The organism is Pectinatus sottacetonis, from assembly GCF_015732155.1.
Taxonomy (GTDB): domain Bacteria; phylum Bacillota; class Negativicutes; order Selenomonadales; family Selenomonadaceae; genus Pectinatus; species Pectinatus sottacetonis.
Genome location: NZ_WIQK01000001.1, coordinates 1,147,876 through 1,165,636, shown reverse-complemented (window position 1 = coordinate 1,165,636; position 17,761 = coordinate 1,147,876). Strand labels below are relative to the sequence as shown.

Sequence of the window (17,761 nt, the reverse complement as noted above, 5' to 3'; positions counted from 1 at the left end):
GGAGTAGCTTAACAGCTGATAACCGTCAATACGGGCATTTGCTCCGGTGCAGCTGGGCAATATCATTGTATGCAAGACCTTATTCTGCTTGATTTTAGCAGGATAAGGTCTTTTTTGATTGTGAGGGATATATATGAACGAATTCTTTTCTGTAAGCTGGTGGACAGCACTTAGCAGTATATTATTAATAGATTTGACGATGAGTGGTGATAATGCGATTTTAATAGCTCTTGTCTGCAAGAATATATCATCGCAGTATAGATATAAAGCAATGATATTAGGATGTGCCGGAGCCGTACTCACGCGTATTGTATTTACTGCATTTGCGCTAAAAATATTATCCATAGCATATATTCAATTTTTAGGAGGAATTGTTTTGCTCTATGTTGCTGGTAATCTGCTGACAAATAGTGATGAACAGAGTAATAAAAAAATGCCAGTGACACTTTTCAGTGCAGTTAAAACTATTATCATCGCTGATTTAATAATGAGCATAGATAATATTTTATCTATGGCCGGAGTGGCAAGTACCGTACCAGGTAATAAATGGAGTCTTGTAATATGCGGTGTTTTGATAAGTCTGCCTATAATAGTCTGCGGAGCAAAATTTTTTTTAGTCATTTTAAAAAAATTTCCTTTGGTTATTTATGCCGGAGGGGCAGTTTTGGCATTTACCGCAGCTAAGATGGTAGCATCAGATAAAGCCATGGGGATTTATCTGGCTGATTTTACAGGATATATAGAAATTATTTTTGTGATGGGAATTATATTATATGGCATTTTAAAAAAAACTAAGTTTTGAGATTAAGTTTTTAGAGACAATAACTGTTATGTAAAAATAAAAGTTTTATAAAATATAGTCATTATAAAGGATTTGTGCATATATATAGAGAAATTGAAATACAGGAATATTCAAAATATTAGAGAACGACTTACATCTATAAACAGTATTGAAGGAACGGAGATGTAATTTATGAAAGGATTAATGCATAAACAGGTTTATGATGATGCGTTTAGATTAGCGAGCATTAGAACACGATTATTATTAATAATGCTGGTACTTATGTTTATGTCACTGGGATTGTTTACAGCGATCAGTTATTATTTTTCCGATAAGGCACTAACAAAAAGTGTAAATTCGAACGCTGCTGCAATCGGGGCTGATTATGCGAATCGCACGTATGGATTTTTGAATGGATTAACAGTGTATATAAAAGATGTTGCAGCAAACCCTCATATAGTACATCCAGAAAATAAAAATCAGATAGTAGAAGCATTGGACGATTCATTACAGCGCAATCATCATTTTTCCGGTATGAATTATATAGATTTAGAGGGAAACATGATAAGAGCGGATGGCAGTACAGCATATATTGGTAACCGTGAATATTATAAAAAAGTTTTGCAGACTAAAAAAGTAGTAATATCAGAACCAATATTATCCAGAGAATCAGGACGCAAATCATTGGCGATCTCTGCTCCGATAATGTATAAAGGACAATTGAGGGCGGTTATTCAAGGTACTATGCCACTGGATAGTTTGATGAAGTTTGTTAATAAAATAAAATTTATGGATACAGGGTATGGGTTTATTGTTAATCAGTCAGGGGTTATTATAGCGCATAAATTACATCCTGAAATGAATGGAAAGATAAATTTACTGCAAGAGCAAACAGCAATGGGGAAAAAAATATCTGAAATGGATACAAGGCTGATTACATTACTAAAAACCGGGTTAAAAAGCGATAAGCCTGTTCATGGCATATATGACTCAAAACATGGAGCCATTTTTACGGTATTTACACCATTGGATCTGCCAGGTGGAACACGTTGGCTGGTAGCTGTTTCAGCCCCGGAAAAAGAAGTTACTGGGCCGATATCATCATTGAATAAGGTTCTTTTGTTAACGGCATTTGGTTGTATTTTAATGGGGGCATTAATTGTTTTATTGATAAGTAAGCGTTTTGCTAGACCGGAGGAAAAATATTTTAAAGCATTTAAAAATGTTGCTGATGCCATTGGTATAATAAATTTAGGAAATGAAAGAATTATCGAAGTAAATGATGCTTTTTATAAAATACTTGGATATGAGCATAATGAAATAGTGGGAAAAACATCCAGAGAGCTTAATTTGTGGGATGATAGGCAGCGGAAAACTATTTATGAAGCATTGCGGCGGGAAAAATCTGTTTATGGGGTAGAATGCTTTTGGTACACAAAAAACAGGGACAGACGTACAGGTATGTTGTCAGCTGATGCAATAAAAATTGGAGATGATTTCTATGCCGTATTTATTTGGCATGATGTTACTGTGCAGAAACAAAGTGAGCTCAAATTAAAACAGGCATATGATGCAATGGAACAAAAGGTCGAAGAAAGGACACAGGAATTGTTTGCGGCAAATCAGGAGCTTACAGCGATGAATGAAGAAATGACGGCAATAAATGAAGAGCTTGCGCAGAGCAATGATAATTTACACGAGGAAAATCATATTCGTCAGCAGACTGAAGATAAGCTGCTGCTGCGGGAAAAGCAATATAGGGCAACGACTAATTTATTGATTCGTTCTACTAATGATAACGAACAGCTGACAGCAACAATCATGTCTAATGCTATTCAGCTAGTTGCGGCAGAATCTGGATTCATTGGTAGTTATATTAAAGATGGGCAGAGCTTTGTTATTCATTATGGTATGGGAAAATATAAAAAACTTATGGCGCAGGAAATCATAGTTGAAGAAGGCCCTTTAAAAACGTTGTATAATGAAGGTCGGGTAATTCACGATAGAGATAGGTGGCACTACAATGGACAACAATCAAATAATGATACTAAATTTGCAAACATGATTTTTGTTCCATTAAAACAAAACCAGGCCGTTAAAGGATTATTGGTTGCTGCGTGGAATGATAAGTACGAAATACCACTTGAGGATATTGAAGTATTGCAACAGTTTGCGGATTAGCTATGGAAAAAGAGCAGACGCAGCAGCAGATACGCCATATAGCGTTTAATGATACTCTGACAAGCTTGCCAAACCGTATAAGTTTAAATGTGGCATTGGCAGATGTATTAGCGCAGGCCAGCCATGGAGGAGAAGGCGGAATTTTGTTTTCCATTGATTTAGATGATTTTAAAACGGTTAATGATACTTTTGGTCATTCTGCCGGTGATAAAGTTATTATTGCAGCAGGAAAGACTCTACAGGAATTTTTTACGGAAAATGCATCCGTATTCAGAGTCAGCAGTGATGAATTTATCGTGATATTGCGCGGTAACAGCGATAAATATGCAGCAGCAAATATTGCTGAGCGGCTTTTAGGAAAACTTTGCCAGGAATATGATATTGAGAATGAACAGCAGATACAGCTTTCTGCCAGTATGGGACTTGTATTATATCCGCAACAGGGAGATAAATTGGAAGATATTCTAAAGAAAGCTGATGCAGCAATGTATGCTGCTAAAACAGCAGGGAGAAATTGCTGGCGATTCTTTACTCCTGAACTGCTGCAGAAAACGGCAGAAGATACAATGATGATCAACAGACTGCATCGGGCTTTGATTAGCAATGAGCTTTTTCTACAGTACCAGCCGCAGATGACAGTCGATGGCAGTCGTCTTATAGGATTAGAGGCTTTACTGCGCTGGGATAGCCCTGACTATGGACTTGTTTCTCCAGGGAGATTTATCCCGCTGGCGGAAAGAAGCTGGCTTATTGTCGACATTGGCAAATGGGTTTTGCAAAGAGTATGCAGTTTTGCCAGAGTATTATCTGACATGGGGAAAGCAGATATAAGAATAGCAGTAAATATATCGCCTCGGCAGATAAAAGATGATAATTTTGTAGAATATGTACGCAAAACAATAAAAGCAGCGGAAATTTCACCACAGCAAATAGAAATTGAAGTCACAGAAAGTGTGTTGATGGAAAATTTGGCGGATAATGTACCTAAACTCAAGGGATTACAGAACGATGGTATGAGTCTGGCTTTGGATGATTTTGGTACAGGGTTTTCATCATTGACATATTTACGTACACTGCCAGTAAATTGTTTAAAGATTGATAAATCTTTTATTGACAAAATTGCTTTTGACAATATGCAGATGCGCGTGGTAGCTTCTATTGTTGAACTGGGACATACGCTGGGAATGGAAATCGTTGCAGAAGGTGTAGAAACGCAGGAACAGCTTGAAAAGCTGCGTGGATGCAGTTGTGATTATATCCAGGGGTATATTTTCAGTAAACCAATTGATGAAAAAGAAGCGGTAAAATTTTGCTTGAGGTAAATTTTATCTAAGGTAAGTACAGTTTTACTTTACCTTGTTTATTAAAGCAGATATACTATATTTGCAGGTTGAATTAATTATATTCATTATATTATACCAGATAATACAGACTATAAAGCGGTAAAATATTACTGTACAAATATTGGGAAGGAATAATGCTGCACATATGGTGGCAACTGATAAAACTAATTAATGCTTGTGCTTTCTTTAACAGTGAGAGTACTATATATTTTGAATTATAGAAAAACATGTAATTTTACTTCAAACGCAGCATAAATAATTTTGTCATATGATTTACAAGTTTCAGACAAAATAATTTTATTTGAAATAAGAAATAATTTGTGTTATTTTTATAAGTAGTATGTTTAAAAGACATATTGTTCTGATGGATAATGGCAGGTATGAAAAAGGTAAAGAGGAGAAATGTATGGGTAATATTGATATGGAATGTGTGAATGCTATTCGTGTTTTATCAGCAGATGCAGTACAAAAGGCCAATTCAGGTCATCCGGGACTTCCCTTGGGGGCTGCGGCAATGGCATATGAATTATGGGCTAATCACATGAAACATAATCCTAAAGATCCCCAATGGGTAAATAGGGATCGGTTTATTCTTTCCGGTGGGCATGGCTCGGCACTACTTTATTCGTTGCTGCACTTTTTTGGCTACGGGTTGACTATGGATGATATGAAAAACTTTCGACAGGAAGATTCACTTACACCGGGCCATCCGGAATATGGACATACTGTAGGAGTTGAAGCTACAACTGGTCCGTTGGGAGCAGGGATGGCAATGGCTGTTGGGATGGCAATGGCAGAAGCCCACTTAGCAGCAACCTTTAACAAGCCTGATTTTCCCCTCGTTGACCATTATACGTTCGCTCTCGGCGGAGATGGATGCATGATGGAGGGAATTTCTTCGGAGGCTTTTTCTTTAGCAGGAACTCTGGGGCTGTCTAAATTGATTATTTTATATGACAGCAATAAAATTTCTATTGAAGGAAGTACAGACATTGCATTTACTGAAAATGTACAGAAACGTATGGAAGCTTTTGGTTTTCAAACGATTACAGTAGAAGATGGCAATGACCTGCAGGCCATCGGCAATGCCATTGAAAAAGCAAAGGCAGATAAAAAACATCCATCATTTATTACGGTAAAAACTCAGATCGGATACGGTTGTCCAGCAAAGCAGGGAAAAGCAAGTGCCCATGGAGAACCATTGGGTGAAGAAAATATAAGAGCCTTAAAAGAAAATCTTGGCTGGCCGACACAGAAAGCTTTTTCTATTCCGGCAGAAGTTTATGCCCATTATAAACAAATGGCTGAAAAAGGTGCAGAGACGGAACGCCAATGGCAGAAAATGTTCGCTGATTATGCAGATGCTTTTCCGAAAGAAAAGAAAATATGGGAACAGATTCATACTGAAATAGATGCACAGAGCCTTTTATACGATGAAGCTTTTTGGTCTTATGAAGATAAACCTCAGGCGACAAGAAGTGTTTCCGGCATTATGATAAATCGTATTAAGGATATATTACCGCAGTTTATTGGCGGCAGTGCTGATTTAGCTCCTTCTAATAAGACTCATATGAATGGGGAAACAGATTTTTCCTGTGAAAATTATGCGGGACGCAACTTACATTTTGGGGTGCGGGAATTAGCAATGGCGGGTATTACTAATGGTTTGCTGCTGCATGGGGGACTGCGTCCGTATGCTGCTACTTTCTTTGTTTTTAGTGATTATATGAAGCCGATGATACGTTTGGCGTCACTTATGAAAATTCCGGCCATTTATGTATTGACACATGACAGTATCGGCGTAGGTGAAGATGGTCCTACACATGAACCAGTTGAACAGTTAGCAATGCTCAGGGCATTACCAAATATTAATGTATTCCGGCCAGCGGATGCTACAGAAACAGCAGCGGGATGGTATCAGGCTTTGATAAGTAAAAATACGCCGACGGCATTAGTATTGACACGGCAGAATCTTCCACAGCTGAAAGGCAGTAGCAAAGAAGCTTTAAAAGGTGCATATATAATAGATGATGCGGCAAAATCAGTTCCAGATGGGATTTTAATTGCAAGCGGTTCAGAAGTAGCATTGGTAATAGAAGCCAAGAAGATTTTAGCAGCAGAAAACATAGATGTACGTGTTGTAAGTATGCCCTGTATGGATCTTTTTGAACAACAAAGTGAAGCTTATAAGGAAAGTATTTTACCAGCAGAAGTCCGTGGCCGTGTAGCTGTTGAAGCAGCAGTTGATTTTGGCTGGGGCAGATATATAGGAATAGATGGTGCTACTGTTACGATGAGGGGTTTTGGCGCATCAGCACCAGCAGAAAAATTATTTAAAAAATTTGGTTTTACAAAAGAAAATGTAGTTAATGCAATGAAAATGGTTTTGCATAAATAAAATTTAACGTAAAAAAATAGTGCCTCACAATAAAAAAATTGTGAGGCACTATTTTTTTCGCTATTTACTTGAATAGTTACACTGTTTGTACAAATAGTGTATATATAATACTTATTAAGACAATATTATTGACTATAATTGAAATAATATTCATTTATAGTCAATTTTAATTTTACAGAAAAATGTTCATAATTATAAAAAGGAGGAAATTTCAGATGACTAAGCATATTGATAATAAACTTTTGGGATTAAAAATTTCTTATTATAGAAAGCGTAAGGGCTATACACAGGCACAGTTAGCAGAACAAGTTGATATAAGCCAAAGTTACATGGCAAAAATTGAATGTGGGTTTTTATCAAATTGTGTTTCATTAAATGTTTTAAATAATATTTCTAATGAACTTGGAGTTACTATTGATAGATTAATCAGTCAAGATTAAAATTGCTTCATAATTCTTATTTACATATAAAAACCGCATACAATGCTAATATACATATATTTAATTAATAGTGAAATTATTATACATGAATACTTTTAAAGAATAATTTTATTCACAAATTTTTATTAGAAGCATAGAAGATGGATAGTATTTTTCTTTTTATAGTAGATTTTATAGGAAAGCGAGGATATTGATAGAATAGTTTGATAATTTAATTATAAAATACAAAATTTATATATGTATATATTATGGTAATTTGTAAATAAACAGCAGTAAATTTAGAAAATTAAAAGAGACTAATAAATGAATATTATGTGGAAAGTTTGTAAATAGGAAGAAACAGCTTTTAATATAGAAAATTGGCTTGTGGTAAATAATAGGGTAGACAAAGGAGTGTTATTTTTGAATTGGTTAAATAATCTTAAAGTAAGGCAGAAACTGTTTTTTTTGATCATAGTCTTACTGGCAGGAGTTATTTGTATCGGTGTAATAGGGCATTATTTTCTTGATAAAACGAATGCCACGGCAGATAAAATATATAATGAGAATTTGATTGCTGTAAAATTAGTAAATGAAAATAGGGCTAATTTACAAAAGGTAGAAGCCGATATTTATTCTATGCTGTTGACAAAAAACGAAACAAGAAATCAAGAACTGATGAATGATATCACGAAAAGAACAAAAGATTTTGACAATAATACATTAAAATATGAAAAACTTCCTTTAAATAATAAAATAAAAGCTGAACTGTCAGCGATGAAAAATGACCTGTCCAGCTATAATAATATTAAGGAAGAAACCATAAAACTGGCAGGCCAAAATAAAAATGATGAAGCATATGCTTTATACGATCAGCAGGGAAGAATTTTGACAGTAAAGCTGGCAAATGATTTGCAAGCGATTGCGGAAGATACTGATCGAGCTGCTTCTGTGATAAATAACAGGGCAAAGGAAGATTTTGTTTTTGCTAATATCTTGTTTGCTGCGATAGTGGGGTTAACTATTGTTCTGGGAATTGTTCTGGGCTGGCTTGTAACTAAGCAGATCAGTACCAGACTGGCAGAGGTAGTTAGTTTTTTGAATATACTTGCTGATGGTAATTTTTCTCAGGATGTACCTGAGAAGAGTATGGCTGATGAAAGTGAGTTTGGTGAAGTGTCAAGAGCTGTTTCAGCTATGGTAAAGAATATTAGAAAGCTTGTACAAAATTTAACAAATGCTTCGCAGCAACTTGCGGCATCATCAGAACAGCTTAACGCTAGTGCGGAACAATCTGCCCAGGCATCAAATCAGGTGGCGGGTTCAGTCACGGAAGTAGCTCACGGATCAGAGCAACAGGTACAGCTTTCTGATAAAGCTAATAATGTTGTTGAACAGATTGCCAAAGCAATAGGGCAGGTATCATTAAATACGCAGACGGTATCAGGGGCAGCAGAAAAAACGGCATCAACGGCTGATGCTGGAGAAAAGATAATTCAAAAAGCTGTAAAGCAAATGAAACTTATACAGGAAAAAACAGATGCGATGTCAAATGTTGTTGGAGAACTGGAAAATAAATCAAAACAAATTGGACAGATCGTAGATGCTATTTCTAATATTTCCGGGCAGACAAATCTGCTGGCACTTAATGCAGCAATTGAAGCCGCCAGAGCTGGCAGTGCTGGAAAAGGATTTGCAGTAGTTGCTGAAGAAGTAAGGAAGCTGGCGGAACAATCTCAGGATGCGGCTAAAAAAATTACTGATCTGATAAATGAAGTCCAAATAAAAACCAATGGTGTGGTTACAGTTATGGGTGATAGTAAAAATCATGTTACAGAAGGCAGTAAAGTAGTGTCTGATGCTGGTGATAATTTTGAACAGATATATCATATGGTGTGTGACATGACAAGCCAGATCCAGAAAAATTCTGCTGCGGTGGAAAAGATAACTAATAATACTAAAGAAGTGGTAGGTGCTGTACAAAAAATAAATGATGCAAGTAAAAAAAATTCAGGAGAAACCCAGAATATTTCAGCGGCTACAGAAGAACAGTCAGCATCAGTAGAAGAGATAGCGTCGGCTAGCCAGCATTTAGCAAAAATGGCAGAAAAGCTGCAGGCTAATGTAGTCAAATTTAAAGTTTAATTATATATAAATGGGAAGAACACCTCCTGCCTTTTAACGGGCAGGAGGCGTTATGTTAATAATTAGGGAAAATAAATGATGAATAACATATATGTAGCACGACAGGCTATATTAAATAAAAATAAAGATACTATTGCCTATGAACTTCTTTTTCGTGATGGTTTAAAAAATAATTATATGAATGAAAATGTAGATGGATACATAGCGACAAAAGATGTATTGCTTAATAGTATGGTATTTTTGGGGTTACATAAACTGGCAGGAAACAAAAAGGTTTTTATTAATTTCACGGGACAAAATATCATAGATGGTAATGTACAATTATTACCTGCTGAAATGGTATTTATTGAAATACTTGAAAATACTGAACCGACAAATAATTTATTAAATAAATGTCAGCTGTTAAAAGAAAAGGGTTATAAATTTGTACTGGATGATTTTATGTTTGCGGAAAAATATCAAAAATTTATTGATTTGGCAGATATAATAAAAATAGATTTTATGGCAATAACCGATCCACTTGAAAGACAGTGCATGCGTAAGATAATCCCGGCACATGTAAAATTATTGGCAGAAAAAGTTGAAACAGAAAATGATTATGAACAAGCACTGACCTTTGGATACGAATTATTTCAAGGATATTTTTTTTGTCGTCCTATTATTGTAACTGGTAGAGTTTATCCTATTAATGATATTTCACAAATTTCTTTATTAAAAGAAGTAAATCAAAGTGATGTAGATGTAGAGCACATAGAAAATATTATTAAACGGGATGTTTCATTGGTTCATAAATTGCTTAAATATATAAACTCACCAGGAGTAGGTATTCCCAATACAGTTCATAATATTAAACAAGCTGTTACTCTTTTAGGGGTAAAGGGGATGCAGAACTGGACGAATTTACTCTGCCTGAGAGAATTAATGACTGAAAAACCAAATGAAATATTTGTTTTATCGCTTATAAGGGCAAAATTTTGTGAGCTTGTGGCAGCCAATATACCTGAGCTGTCCTTGGAGAAAGATACAGCATTTTTGGTTGGGATATTGTCTTTATCAGATATAGTTTTAGAAGAACCAATGGAAAAGATAGCGGAAGATCTGGGATTGACCAATGAAGTACGAAAAGCTTTGCTTAGTAATAATAATCAGCTGGGAGCATTACTTTCATTGGCATTAAAATATGAGCAGGCATCATGGAGTGATATAGCTGATTGGTGCATTATATATAATATCCCAGAAAACCTGTTGGCATTATTTTATAATGAGGCTATCGAGTGGTCTAATAATATAAATCATAGTATATAGCTTAAATAGCAATAATTATTTAGTAGTTAAGAAAGTTGAGAAATTAAAATATGTGTTTGTCCAATAATATAAAAATAGATTATAGTCAGCCTAATAAGTTCTTTTGCTTTCGAAGTATTATAATACAGCATAATGCTATAGTAAAGGCATCTTTTGATATTATAATTGATGATGATGAGCTCGGTATGATCATTAGTTGGAACGATAAATCATCCCGGATATATGGATATACAGCAAAAGAAATAATCGGGAAATCTATATTTACGTTATTCCCAAATGATAAAAAAGAAGATGTAAGACAAGTTATTGAAAAAATTCAAGCAGGAAAGAAAATAGATAATTATGAAATAGTACAAATAGATAGAAAGGGAAAAACGTTAAATACATTAATTAAAATATTTCCCGTAACAGATATGGAAGAAATAATTAACTATAAAATAGAAATTATAAAAGACATTGCCTGTAAATTAAAATTTAAAAAAGCACTGGATAAAAAAATAGAAACATTACGGACGTCTTTTATAAAATTAAATGCAGCAGAGCAAATATTTGAAAATGCCAACGATGGATTTGTCATTACTGACAAAAATAAAATCATACAAATGATAAATCCTGCATTTATAAACGTTACAGGATATACAGCAAAAGATGTGACAGGTATTTCTATAGAAATATTAAAATCCGACAGACATAAAAAATGTTTTTATGAAAATATCCAGCGATTATTGGAAAGCGACGGATATTGGACCGGGGAAATATGGGTAAAGAAAAAAAATCAGGGTGAATATCTGTCATGGACATCGGTAAATCCTATCTGTGATTCCGAAGGAAAAGTAAAAATGTATGCCTATATGATATGTGATTTGACAGAACGATTTAATTATGAAGAAAAACTCAAATATCAGGCATTACACGATATTTTGACAGGATTGCCTAATAGGCGCTGTTTCTATTTTAAATTGAGGACAATTATTGCTGATTTAAAAAATACTGCCAATATGATGGCGGTGTTTTTCCTTGACCTTGATAATTTCAAAAAAGTAAATGATACATTGGGACATAATATGGGAGATGCCTTGCTGAAAATTATTGCCAAGCGATTAAAAGATAACTTGTATAGTACGGATTTAATAGCCAGAATGGGGGGCGATGAATTTACCATTATTTTAAATAATATTGTAAAACATGAAGATGTCGTTAAGGTTGCAGATAAGATAATCAGGATAGTATCACAGCCACTTGTTTTGGAAGGACACATTATAAATGTTGCTACCAGTATTGGTATAAGCCGGTATCCACAGGACGGAAAAACTGTCCAGATGCTGTTGAAAAAAGCTGATGTGGCCATGTATGCTGCCAAGAATTCCGGGAATAATAAATACTGTTTTTATTCAAATTAAGCTGTTTGATTTACCAGAACGATACATTTTGTTGCTATTAAATAAAGACTATTGATGGACTTTTAAAAGGATGAGAGCCTGTCAATAGCCTTTTTAGATTTCTTATAATAGTGGAATAATTTCCTTTACTGAATCGAAAATTAAATTAGGTTTAATTTTCGATTCAGCAACATCTTCAAGTTTGGTTTCACCGCTTAATACTAATATGCTGCAAAGACCATTATCAACTCCAGCAGCAATATCTGTATAAAGGCGATCACCGACTATAGCTACATAACTACTAGTAGTATGAAGATGGATTAATAGATATTTTATAATATCAATATTAGGTTTGCCAATAATGCGATCAGGATAGCGGAAAGAAGAGGCATGGATAAAGGCTTGGATTGCACCTGAGTCAGGAATAAATCCAGTTTTTGTTGGACAATTGTGGTCGGGATGTGTTGAAATATAGGGTAATCCAGTACGTACAAAATCACATACTTTGCACATTTTTTTGTAGTCAAGGCTAGTATCAAAGGCAGTAACTACAATATCAGGATTTTTTTCGTCTAAGATGATGCCATTTTTTATAAATTCTTTATGCAATGATTCATTACCTAATAAAAACACTTTTTTGCCAGGATAATGTTGCTGTAAATAGTAAATTGTAGCCTGACCAGAGGTGATTATTTGCTTAGAATCAATATCAAGGCCCATATGATGCAGTTTTTCAATATAGTTTTGAGAACTCTTGGAAGAATTATTAGTTAGAAAAACATACTTTCTTCCTGATTGTTCAATTTTGTGTAAAAAATCTTTAGCACCATCTATCCAATAGTCGTCTAAATAAATAGTACCATCCATATCTAAAACAAAATATTTTATATTTTCTAAAAAATTATTCTTATCCATATTTATATTTGGTAACATTTTGTTTATGCTCCTTTTTGTTGATTAAAATATTGTTAAAATATTTTAAAGTTTTGATAGAAGAAAATTCACATATAAAATATCCAGACAATGACTAGAAATACTGCCTGGATGTTTTATCATTAAATGAAGTATATAAGTTTTATGATTTATTCATAGCATTAAGTTCATGGCATATTTCGTTGGCAAACTCTTCCTGCCAACCACAATCAAATAATAGCTGCAATATCCCATATCTATTACGTAATTCCTTAGCATAAATTATAGCATTTTTTACCATTTCCTCAGTAACTCCTATTTGTGCAGGATGATATGGTGCATTTATTTTTCTCATCAGCTCGATCAATTTACTGATATTAGGCAATTTTTCTGCTAAATTAATAATATTGTTTTTATATTTTTTAATATTACTAAGCCTGGTAGCAACTTTAGCATCATCATTTTTTTGTGCATATTCTTCTAAAGCTATAACTCCAGGAGCGGCTTTGCCATATACATTCTTTATATTTGCTATCCAGGTGGATTTGTTAAAATGTTTTTGTGGAAAAGTAGTTGTTAGTTTTAATTTTTCCGCTAATTTTTTATATAACATCAATGAAATAATTGTTCCAACTCCTACTTTTGTTCCATGGTGAACCCCTTCATGTCCTTGTTGCAAAAATATCATTTCCCAATAATGCGACATATGATGTTCACTTCCTGAGGCTGGCCTGGAATTGCCACTGTAACTCATATCAATACCCGCTAGAATTAATCCTTCCATTACAGAGCCAATAGCTTTTTCATTTCTTTGTATTATTCCTTCATTAGCGGCATCAGTAACAGCAAGTACTGCTTTATTCATTATATCAACTAATTTTTGGCAATAATATTCTCCGGTTATAATATGGGATAACTGCCAGTCAGTAAGACATATATATTTGCCGAAGATATCACCGATACCTGCTGTGATTAGATGCATGGGAGCATTTTTCAATATGCTGGTATCAGCTATTATTGCTTTGGGACGGCCTACTTTTTCATAAGTAGTTTTCAAATTGTCTATAATTAAAGCTGCACCATCTGATGCGTATCCATCCATTGATGGAGCTGTCGCAACAATAAAATAATCTATTTTTAATGTATAAGATATAAATTTACATAAATCATTAATCACGCCAGAACCAATGCCAATAAGTAATTCACATTTTTTTGCTAGGTGGGTAATAATTTTTCCTACAGCAATTTCGTCAGGTACTAGTTCATTTTCAGAAAATACATATTTTGTATATACTATGTTATTTTGTTCTAGTATTTCGTAAAGTTTAGTTGCAGCTGCTTTTTCAGTATTTTTATCAGCAATGATACAAATACCATTGTAAGAAGCTGTTTTTATATAGCTTACTATTTTAATTAAGGCATTTTTTTCTACTACTATGTGCTGAATGTCGCATTCATGAATATGACCACACTGACACTTATAGCGTTTTCCTATAAATTCTGACCAATTATACAATTAAATTCTCCTTTTTCTTACAATAGAATAATTTAGTTAAAAAATTCCCATGCAACCTGTGATAATTCCAAATAAAATTAATGCACCCATTAATTTTATAGGAGAAGTACCCTTTTTTACGTAATGTAGCACGGCTAGTGTTAATACTAGTGGGATGAGTCCGGGCATTAATTTATCTAATAAATCGTATTGCAGATTAAATGTACTGTTACCACCCAAATTGAAATTTAAATAAAATTTTAAGGGAATGAATCTGCCTACCAGGCCACCCATAACCATTGTACCTAAAAGTGAAGCAGCTTCAATAACACGGTTTATTTTACCGCCGGACATTATTTCTTCTACAGCTTTTCTACCATATTTATAACCATTAAACCACATATTATAAGAAATTCCCGTCATTACCATAAATTGTGCTAATAAAAAAATTATGGGACCAGCAATATTATTGTTGTTTGTTATACCAATGCAGATAGCAAGCATTATCGGAGTTATAACGCCTTGCGTTAGGGTGTCTCCAACGCCAGCTAATGGTCCCATTAAGCCTGTTTTTATTCCATCAAAAGCTTCATCGGTTATAGGCTGACCTTTAGCTCGTTCTTCTTCCATTGCGACAGTTACACCGTGGATAACAGAGCCACATATTGGTTCTGTGTTAAAGAATGACATATGGCGTGTAATACCGGATTTCTGTTGAGCTTTATCTTTGGGATAAAGTTTTTTTATGATTGGCAGCATTGAATGTGCAAAAGCGAGAGCTTGCAGTCGTTCATAATTATAACTGGATTGTGCAAACATAAACCAATTAAACCATGATTTGCGGACATCTTTTTTACTAAGATTTATATCTTTCATTACACTATACCTCCCTTATCTCCATTACGATAATTAATAGCACTGATTGTTAAAGCTATGACAATGCCGATTATTGAAATTATAATTATGTCCATATGGAAGTATACAGAACATAATATTCCTAAAACAAAGAAGGGCATTGTGAAATTGTTACCAATTAATTTTAAATTCATCGCAATTCCTAAGGCAGGAAGCATTGCACCGATTACATTAAATACATGAAGTATGTTGGGAGTTAATATATTCAACATCCCATTTACAGCAGTTGGACCATAATATACAACTAATGTTGCTGGTATAAAGCTCATAACAAATAGTAAAATCTGTGGTGGTACTATATTTATAAACGGTACCATATTTATATTTCCCTTTTCCACTTCTTTGTCAGCCCAATGAATAAAAAATGAATTAATTGTCATTTTAGCAATCCATAATACTGTAGCAATTGTTCCCAATGGAACAGAGATGGCCATTGCTGTTGAAATATCAAGATTTGAGGCAATGGCTAATGCGGTTCCTACATATCCGGCAAAGGAGGGATCGCCCATTTGAGCACCGCCGGCTGATATGAAACCTAGGTAAATAACATTTATCCCCGCACCTATCAGTGCACCTTCCAGAGGATTTCCTAAAATTATCCCCGTTATAAAACCGGCTAATAAAGGTCTGTTAAAAGTAAAGAATCCAACATATGTTAACCAAGGACTCCACGAAAGATAGTAAAATAATCCTATTAATGCTGCTTGTAAAAAAGTAACTTCCATATTAGTCTCCCCTTTATTTAATTATATGATAAATATTATTTAAAAAAGTTTTTAATATCTTTAGGTGAATCATCTGGGACGATTTGGACAAATACATTAACGTTTTTATCCATTAATGACTCAAAACATTTTTTTTCATCTTCAGAAATAGAAATATTACGATATAATTGTTTTCTTCCTTTAGTGGCGCCCATACCACCTAAATCAAGGTTCTTTATTTTTACGCCTTTATCCATTAATGCTTTTACTGTTACAGGTGTCTTAACTAAAACAATTACGCGCTCTCCGGTATCATCACTTTTTAGAATGTTAGCTGCCTGTTCTATAGTATGTATTCCTATTTTAAAGGAAGCAGGAGCAGCCATGGTGATTATTTTTGACATAAATTCATCATTAGCTACACCATCATCTACTACTATGATACGATTTCCCTTGGTTACTTTTGCCCAGGCTGTAACTACCTGACCGTGAATTAATCTATCATCGATTCTTGTTAATACAATATTTAACATTTTCTTACTCTTCCTTATATAACTATAGGTTTTTCTCAGTATTTAAAAAAATTCAAAGTGCTTGTATAATAAGTTTTGTAAGCAAGATATTCGCCTTACTTACAAAACTTATTTTTTATTTTATTTAGGTATTTTAGGAACTTCTAGTGCTACACTAGACTCTAGTGATCTTGTAGCAAGAGTTACGTCTTTTCACTCCTTCAGCGCGTTACAGCGACTGCTTAGAAAGCTTGACGCCTCCTTATTCGTAAGATGCCGTTTACACAGATATTGCATCCCTGGATGAAAGTGTTTTTGCCAGCAACTTATTTTTTCACAGGTGAATGCTCATTCGCTAGGGTGCGGTCAGCGTTTAAGATCAGGATATTCCTTTTCTACTCTTCCAATTCTTAGCTGGAAAAGTGTGTATTTCTCATGAAGAAGGCGGATATTCTTTCTACTTTGTTCGTTGGAATAGATATTAGTTCTTGAGAAAATGTGGTTGCACTACCCGATTTTGAATCATCGAAGCCGCTCATATCTTTATCTCTTTAGATGTTGCTAATAACCAATCCGGTGCTGTGGAATTGACTCAAAAGCTTTATTTGTCAATTTTTGATAATTCATTAAATAATTCTTTTATTCCTGTTTTGCCTGATTCTATACAAAATTTGGTTAATGCGGATAGTTTATAATTATTGCGCATAGTTAATGCTTCTAAAAGCATTGGGAAGTTAAGACCTGTGATACATTTATAGGGTACTTTAATTTTGGAACTTGCTATTGCTGCTGCATTATAAGGACTGGCACCAAATAAATCAGTAAAAACTAATACACCATCATTTTGATTTAACAATTCAATTTCATTTTTTACACTGTCACAAAATTTTTCTATATCATCTCCTCTGTGTAGTCCTAATGTTTTTACTCTGTCTACAGTTCCCAATACAAGTTCAGCACTTTTTAGCATAGCTTTACCAAAGTCTTCATGTGTTAATAATAAAATTCCGATCATTTAAGCATCTCCCTTCCTTTTAATTTTTACACTATTAATCATAATGCAAGATATATGCCAATACACATTATATTTATGTTTTATAATAATTATTATTACAAAAGAAATTTAAAGTTATCATTGTTAACGGCATTTTGTTAATGGTATTTTTACAAGATAAAAATTTTTTTATTAATTCTAAAATAGCAATTATTTTTTTATTGATACACATTATTATGGTATAATAATGTGTATCAATTTACTGTATTATAATATTT

The 17,761-nt window shown here is 34.0% G+C and carries 14 protein-coding genes; 8 read left to right on the top strand and 6 right to left on the bottom strand.

Features of this window, described 5'->3' with window-relative positions; genetic code table 11:
* The first annotated feature begins 133 nt into the window (after window positions 1-133).
* From I6760_RS05400 to I6760_RS05365, 8 genes are all read left to right on the top strand, one after another.
* Window positions 134-802 (top strand): YjbE family putative metal transport protein, encoded by a 669-nt coding sequence (locus I6760_RS05400; protein ID WP_196593433.1) that lies wholly within the window; start codon window positions 134-136, stop codon window positions 800-802.
* Window positions 803-973: 171 nt separating this feature from the next.
* Complete coding sequence (locus I6760_RS05395) at window positions 974-2,962, top strand: cache domain-containing protein (RefSeq protein WP_196593432.1); 1,989 nt, start codon at window positions 974-976, stop codon at window positions 2,960-2,962.
* 2 nt (window positions 2,963-2,964) lie between these two features.
* Window positions 2,965-4,284, top strand: a complete 1,320-nt coding sequence (locus I6760_RS05390) for a putative bifunctional diguanylate cyclase/phosphodiesterase (RefSeq protein WP_196593431.1) — start codon at window positions 2,965-2,967, stop codon at window positions 4,282-4,284.
* 427 nt (window positions 4,285-4,711) lie between these two features.
* Window positions 4,712-6,703, top strand: a complete 1,992-nt coding sequence (gene tkt, locus I6760_RS05385) for a transketolase (RefSeq protein WP_196593430.1) — start codon at window positions 4,712-4,714, stop codon at window positions 6,701-6,703.
* Between the two features lie 215 nt (window positions 6,704-6,918).
* The gene (locus I6760_RS05380) at window positions 6,919-7,143 is read left to right on the top strand and encodes a helix-turn-helix domain-containing protein (protein ID WP_196593429.1); all 225 of its coding nucleotides are present in this window, start codon (window positions 6,919-6,921) and stop codon (window positions 7,141-7,143) included.
* Window positions 7,144-7,545: 402 nt separating this feature from the next.
* A complete protein-coding gene (locus I6760_RS05375; RefSeq protein WP_196593428.1) occupies window positions 7,546-9,267 on the top strand; it encodes a methyl-accepting chemotaxis protein in 1,722 nt (573 codons plus the stop codon).
* A 75-nt stretch (window positions 9,268-9,342) separates the two neighbouring features.
* A complete protein-coding gene (locus I6760_RS05370) occupies window positions 9,343-10,572 on the top strand; it encodes an EAL and HDOD domain-containing protein (RefSeq protein ID WP_196593427.1) in 1,230 nt (409 codons plus the stop codon).
* Between the two features lie 56 nt (window positions 10,573-10,628).
* Complete coding sequence (locus tag I6760_RS05365) at window positions 10,629-11,972, top strand: sensor domain-containing protein (protein ID WP_196593426.1); 1,344 nt, start codon at window positions 10,629-10,631, stop codon at window positions 11,970-11,972.
* Between the two features lie 102 nt (window positions 11,973-12,074).
* On the opposite strand, the gene I6760_RS05360 is transcribed toward I6760_RS05365, so the two are convergent.
* The 6 genes from I6760_RS05360 to I6760_RS05335 form a co-directional block, all read right to left on the bottom strand.
* A complete protein-coding gene (locus tag I6760_RS05360; RefSeq protein WP_196593425.1) occupies window positions 12,075-12,884 on the bottom strand; it encodes an HAD-IIA family hydrolase in 810 nt (269 codons plus the stop codon).
* A gap of 142 nt (window positions 12,885-13,026) precedes the next feature.
* Window positions 13,027-14,379, bottom strand: a complete 1,353-nt coding sequence (locus I6760_RS05355) for a sn-glycerol-1-phosphate dehydrogenase (protein WP_196593424.1) — start codon at window positions 14,377-14,379, stop codon at window positions 13,027-13,029.
* A 36-nt stretch (window positions 14,380-14,415) separates the two neighbouring features.
* Window positions 14,416-15,234, bottom strand: a complete 819-nt coding sequence (locus tag I6760_RS05350; RefSeq protein WP_196593423.1) for a PTS system mannose/fructose/sorbose family transporter subunit IID — start codon at window positions 15,232-15,234, stop codon at window positions 14,416-14,418.
* Window positions 15,234-15,998: a PTS mannose/fructose/sorbose/N-acetylgalactosamine transporter subunit IIC gene (locus I6760_RS05345; protein WP_196593422.1), complete on the bottom strand. Its 765-nt coding sequence runs from the start codon at window positions 15,996-15,998 to the stop codon at window positions 15,234-15,236. The genes I6760_RS05350 and I6760_RS05345 overlap by 1 nt, the downstream gene beginning before the upstream one ends.
* A 35-nt stretch (window positions 15,999-16,033) precedes the next feature.
* Complete coding sequence (locus I6760_RS05340; RefSeq protein ID WP_196593421.1) at window positions 16,034-16,510, bottom strand: PTS system mannose/fructose/N-acetylgalactosamine-transporter subunit IIB; 477 nt, start codon at window positions 16,508-16,510, stop codon at window positions 16,034-16,036.
* Between the two features lie 580 nt (window positions 16,511-17,090).
* Window positions 17,091-17,504, bottom strand: a complete 414-nt coding sequence (locus I6760_RS05335; RefSeq protein ID WP_196593420.1) for a PTS sugar transporter subunit IIA — start codon at window positions 17,502-17,504, stop codon at window positions 17,091-17,093.
* Window positions 17,505-17,761 lie beyond the last annotated feature (257 nt).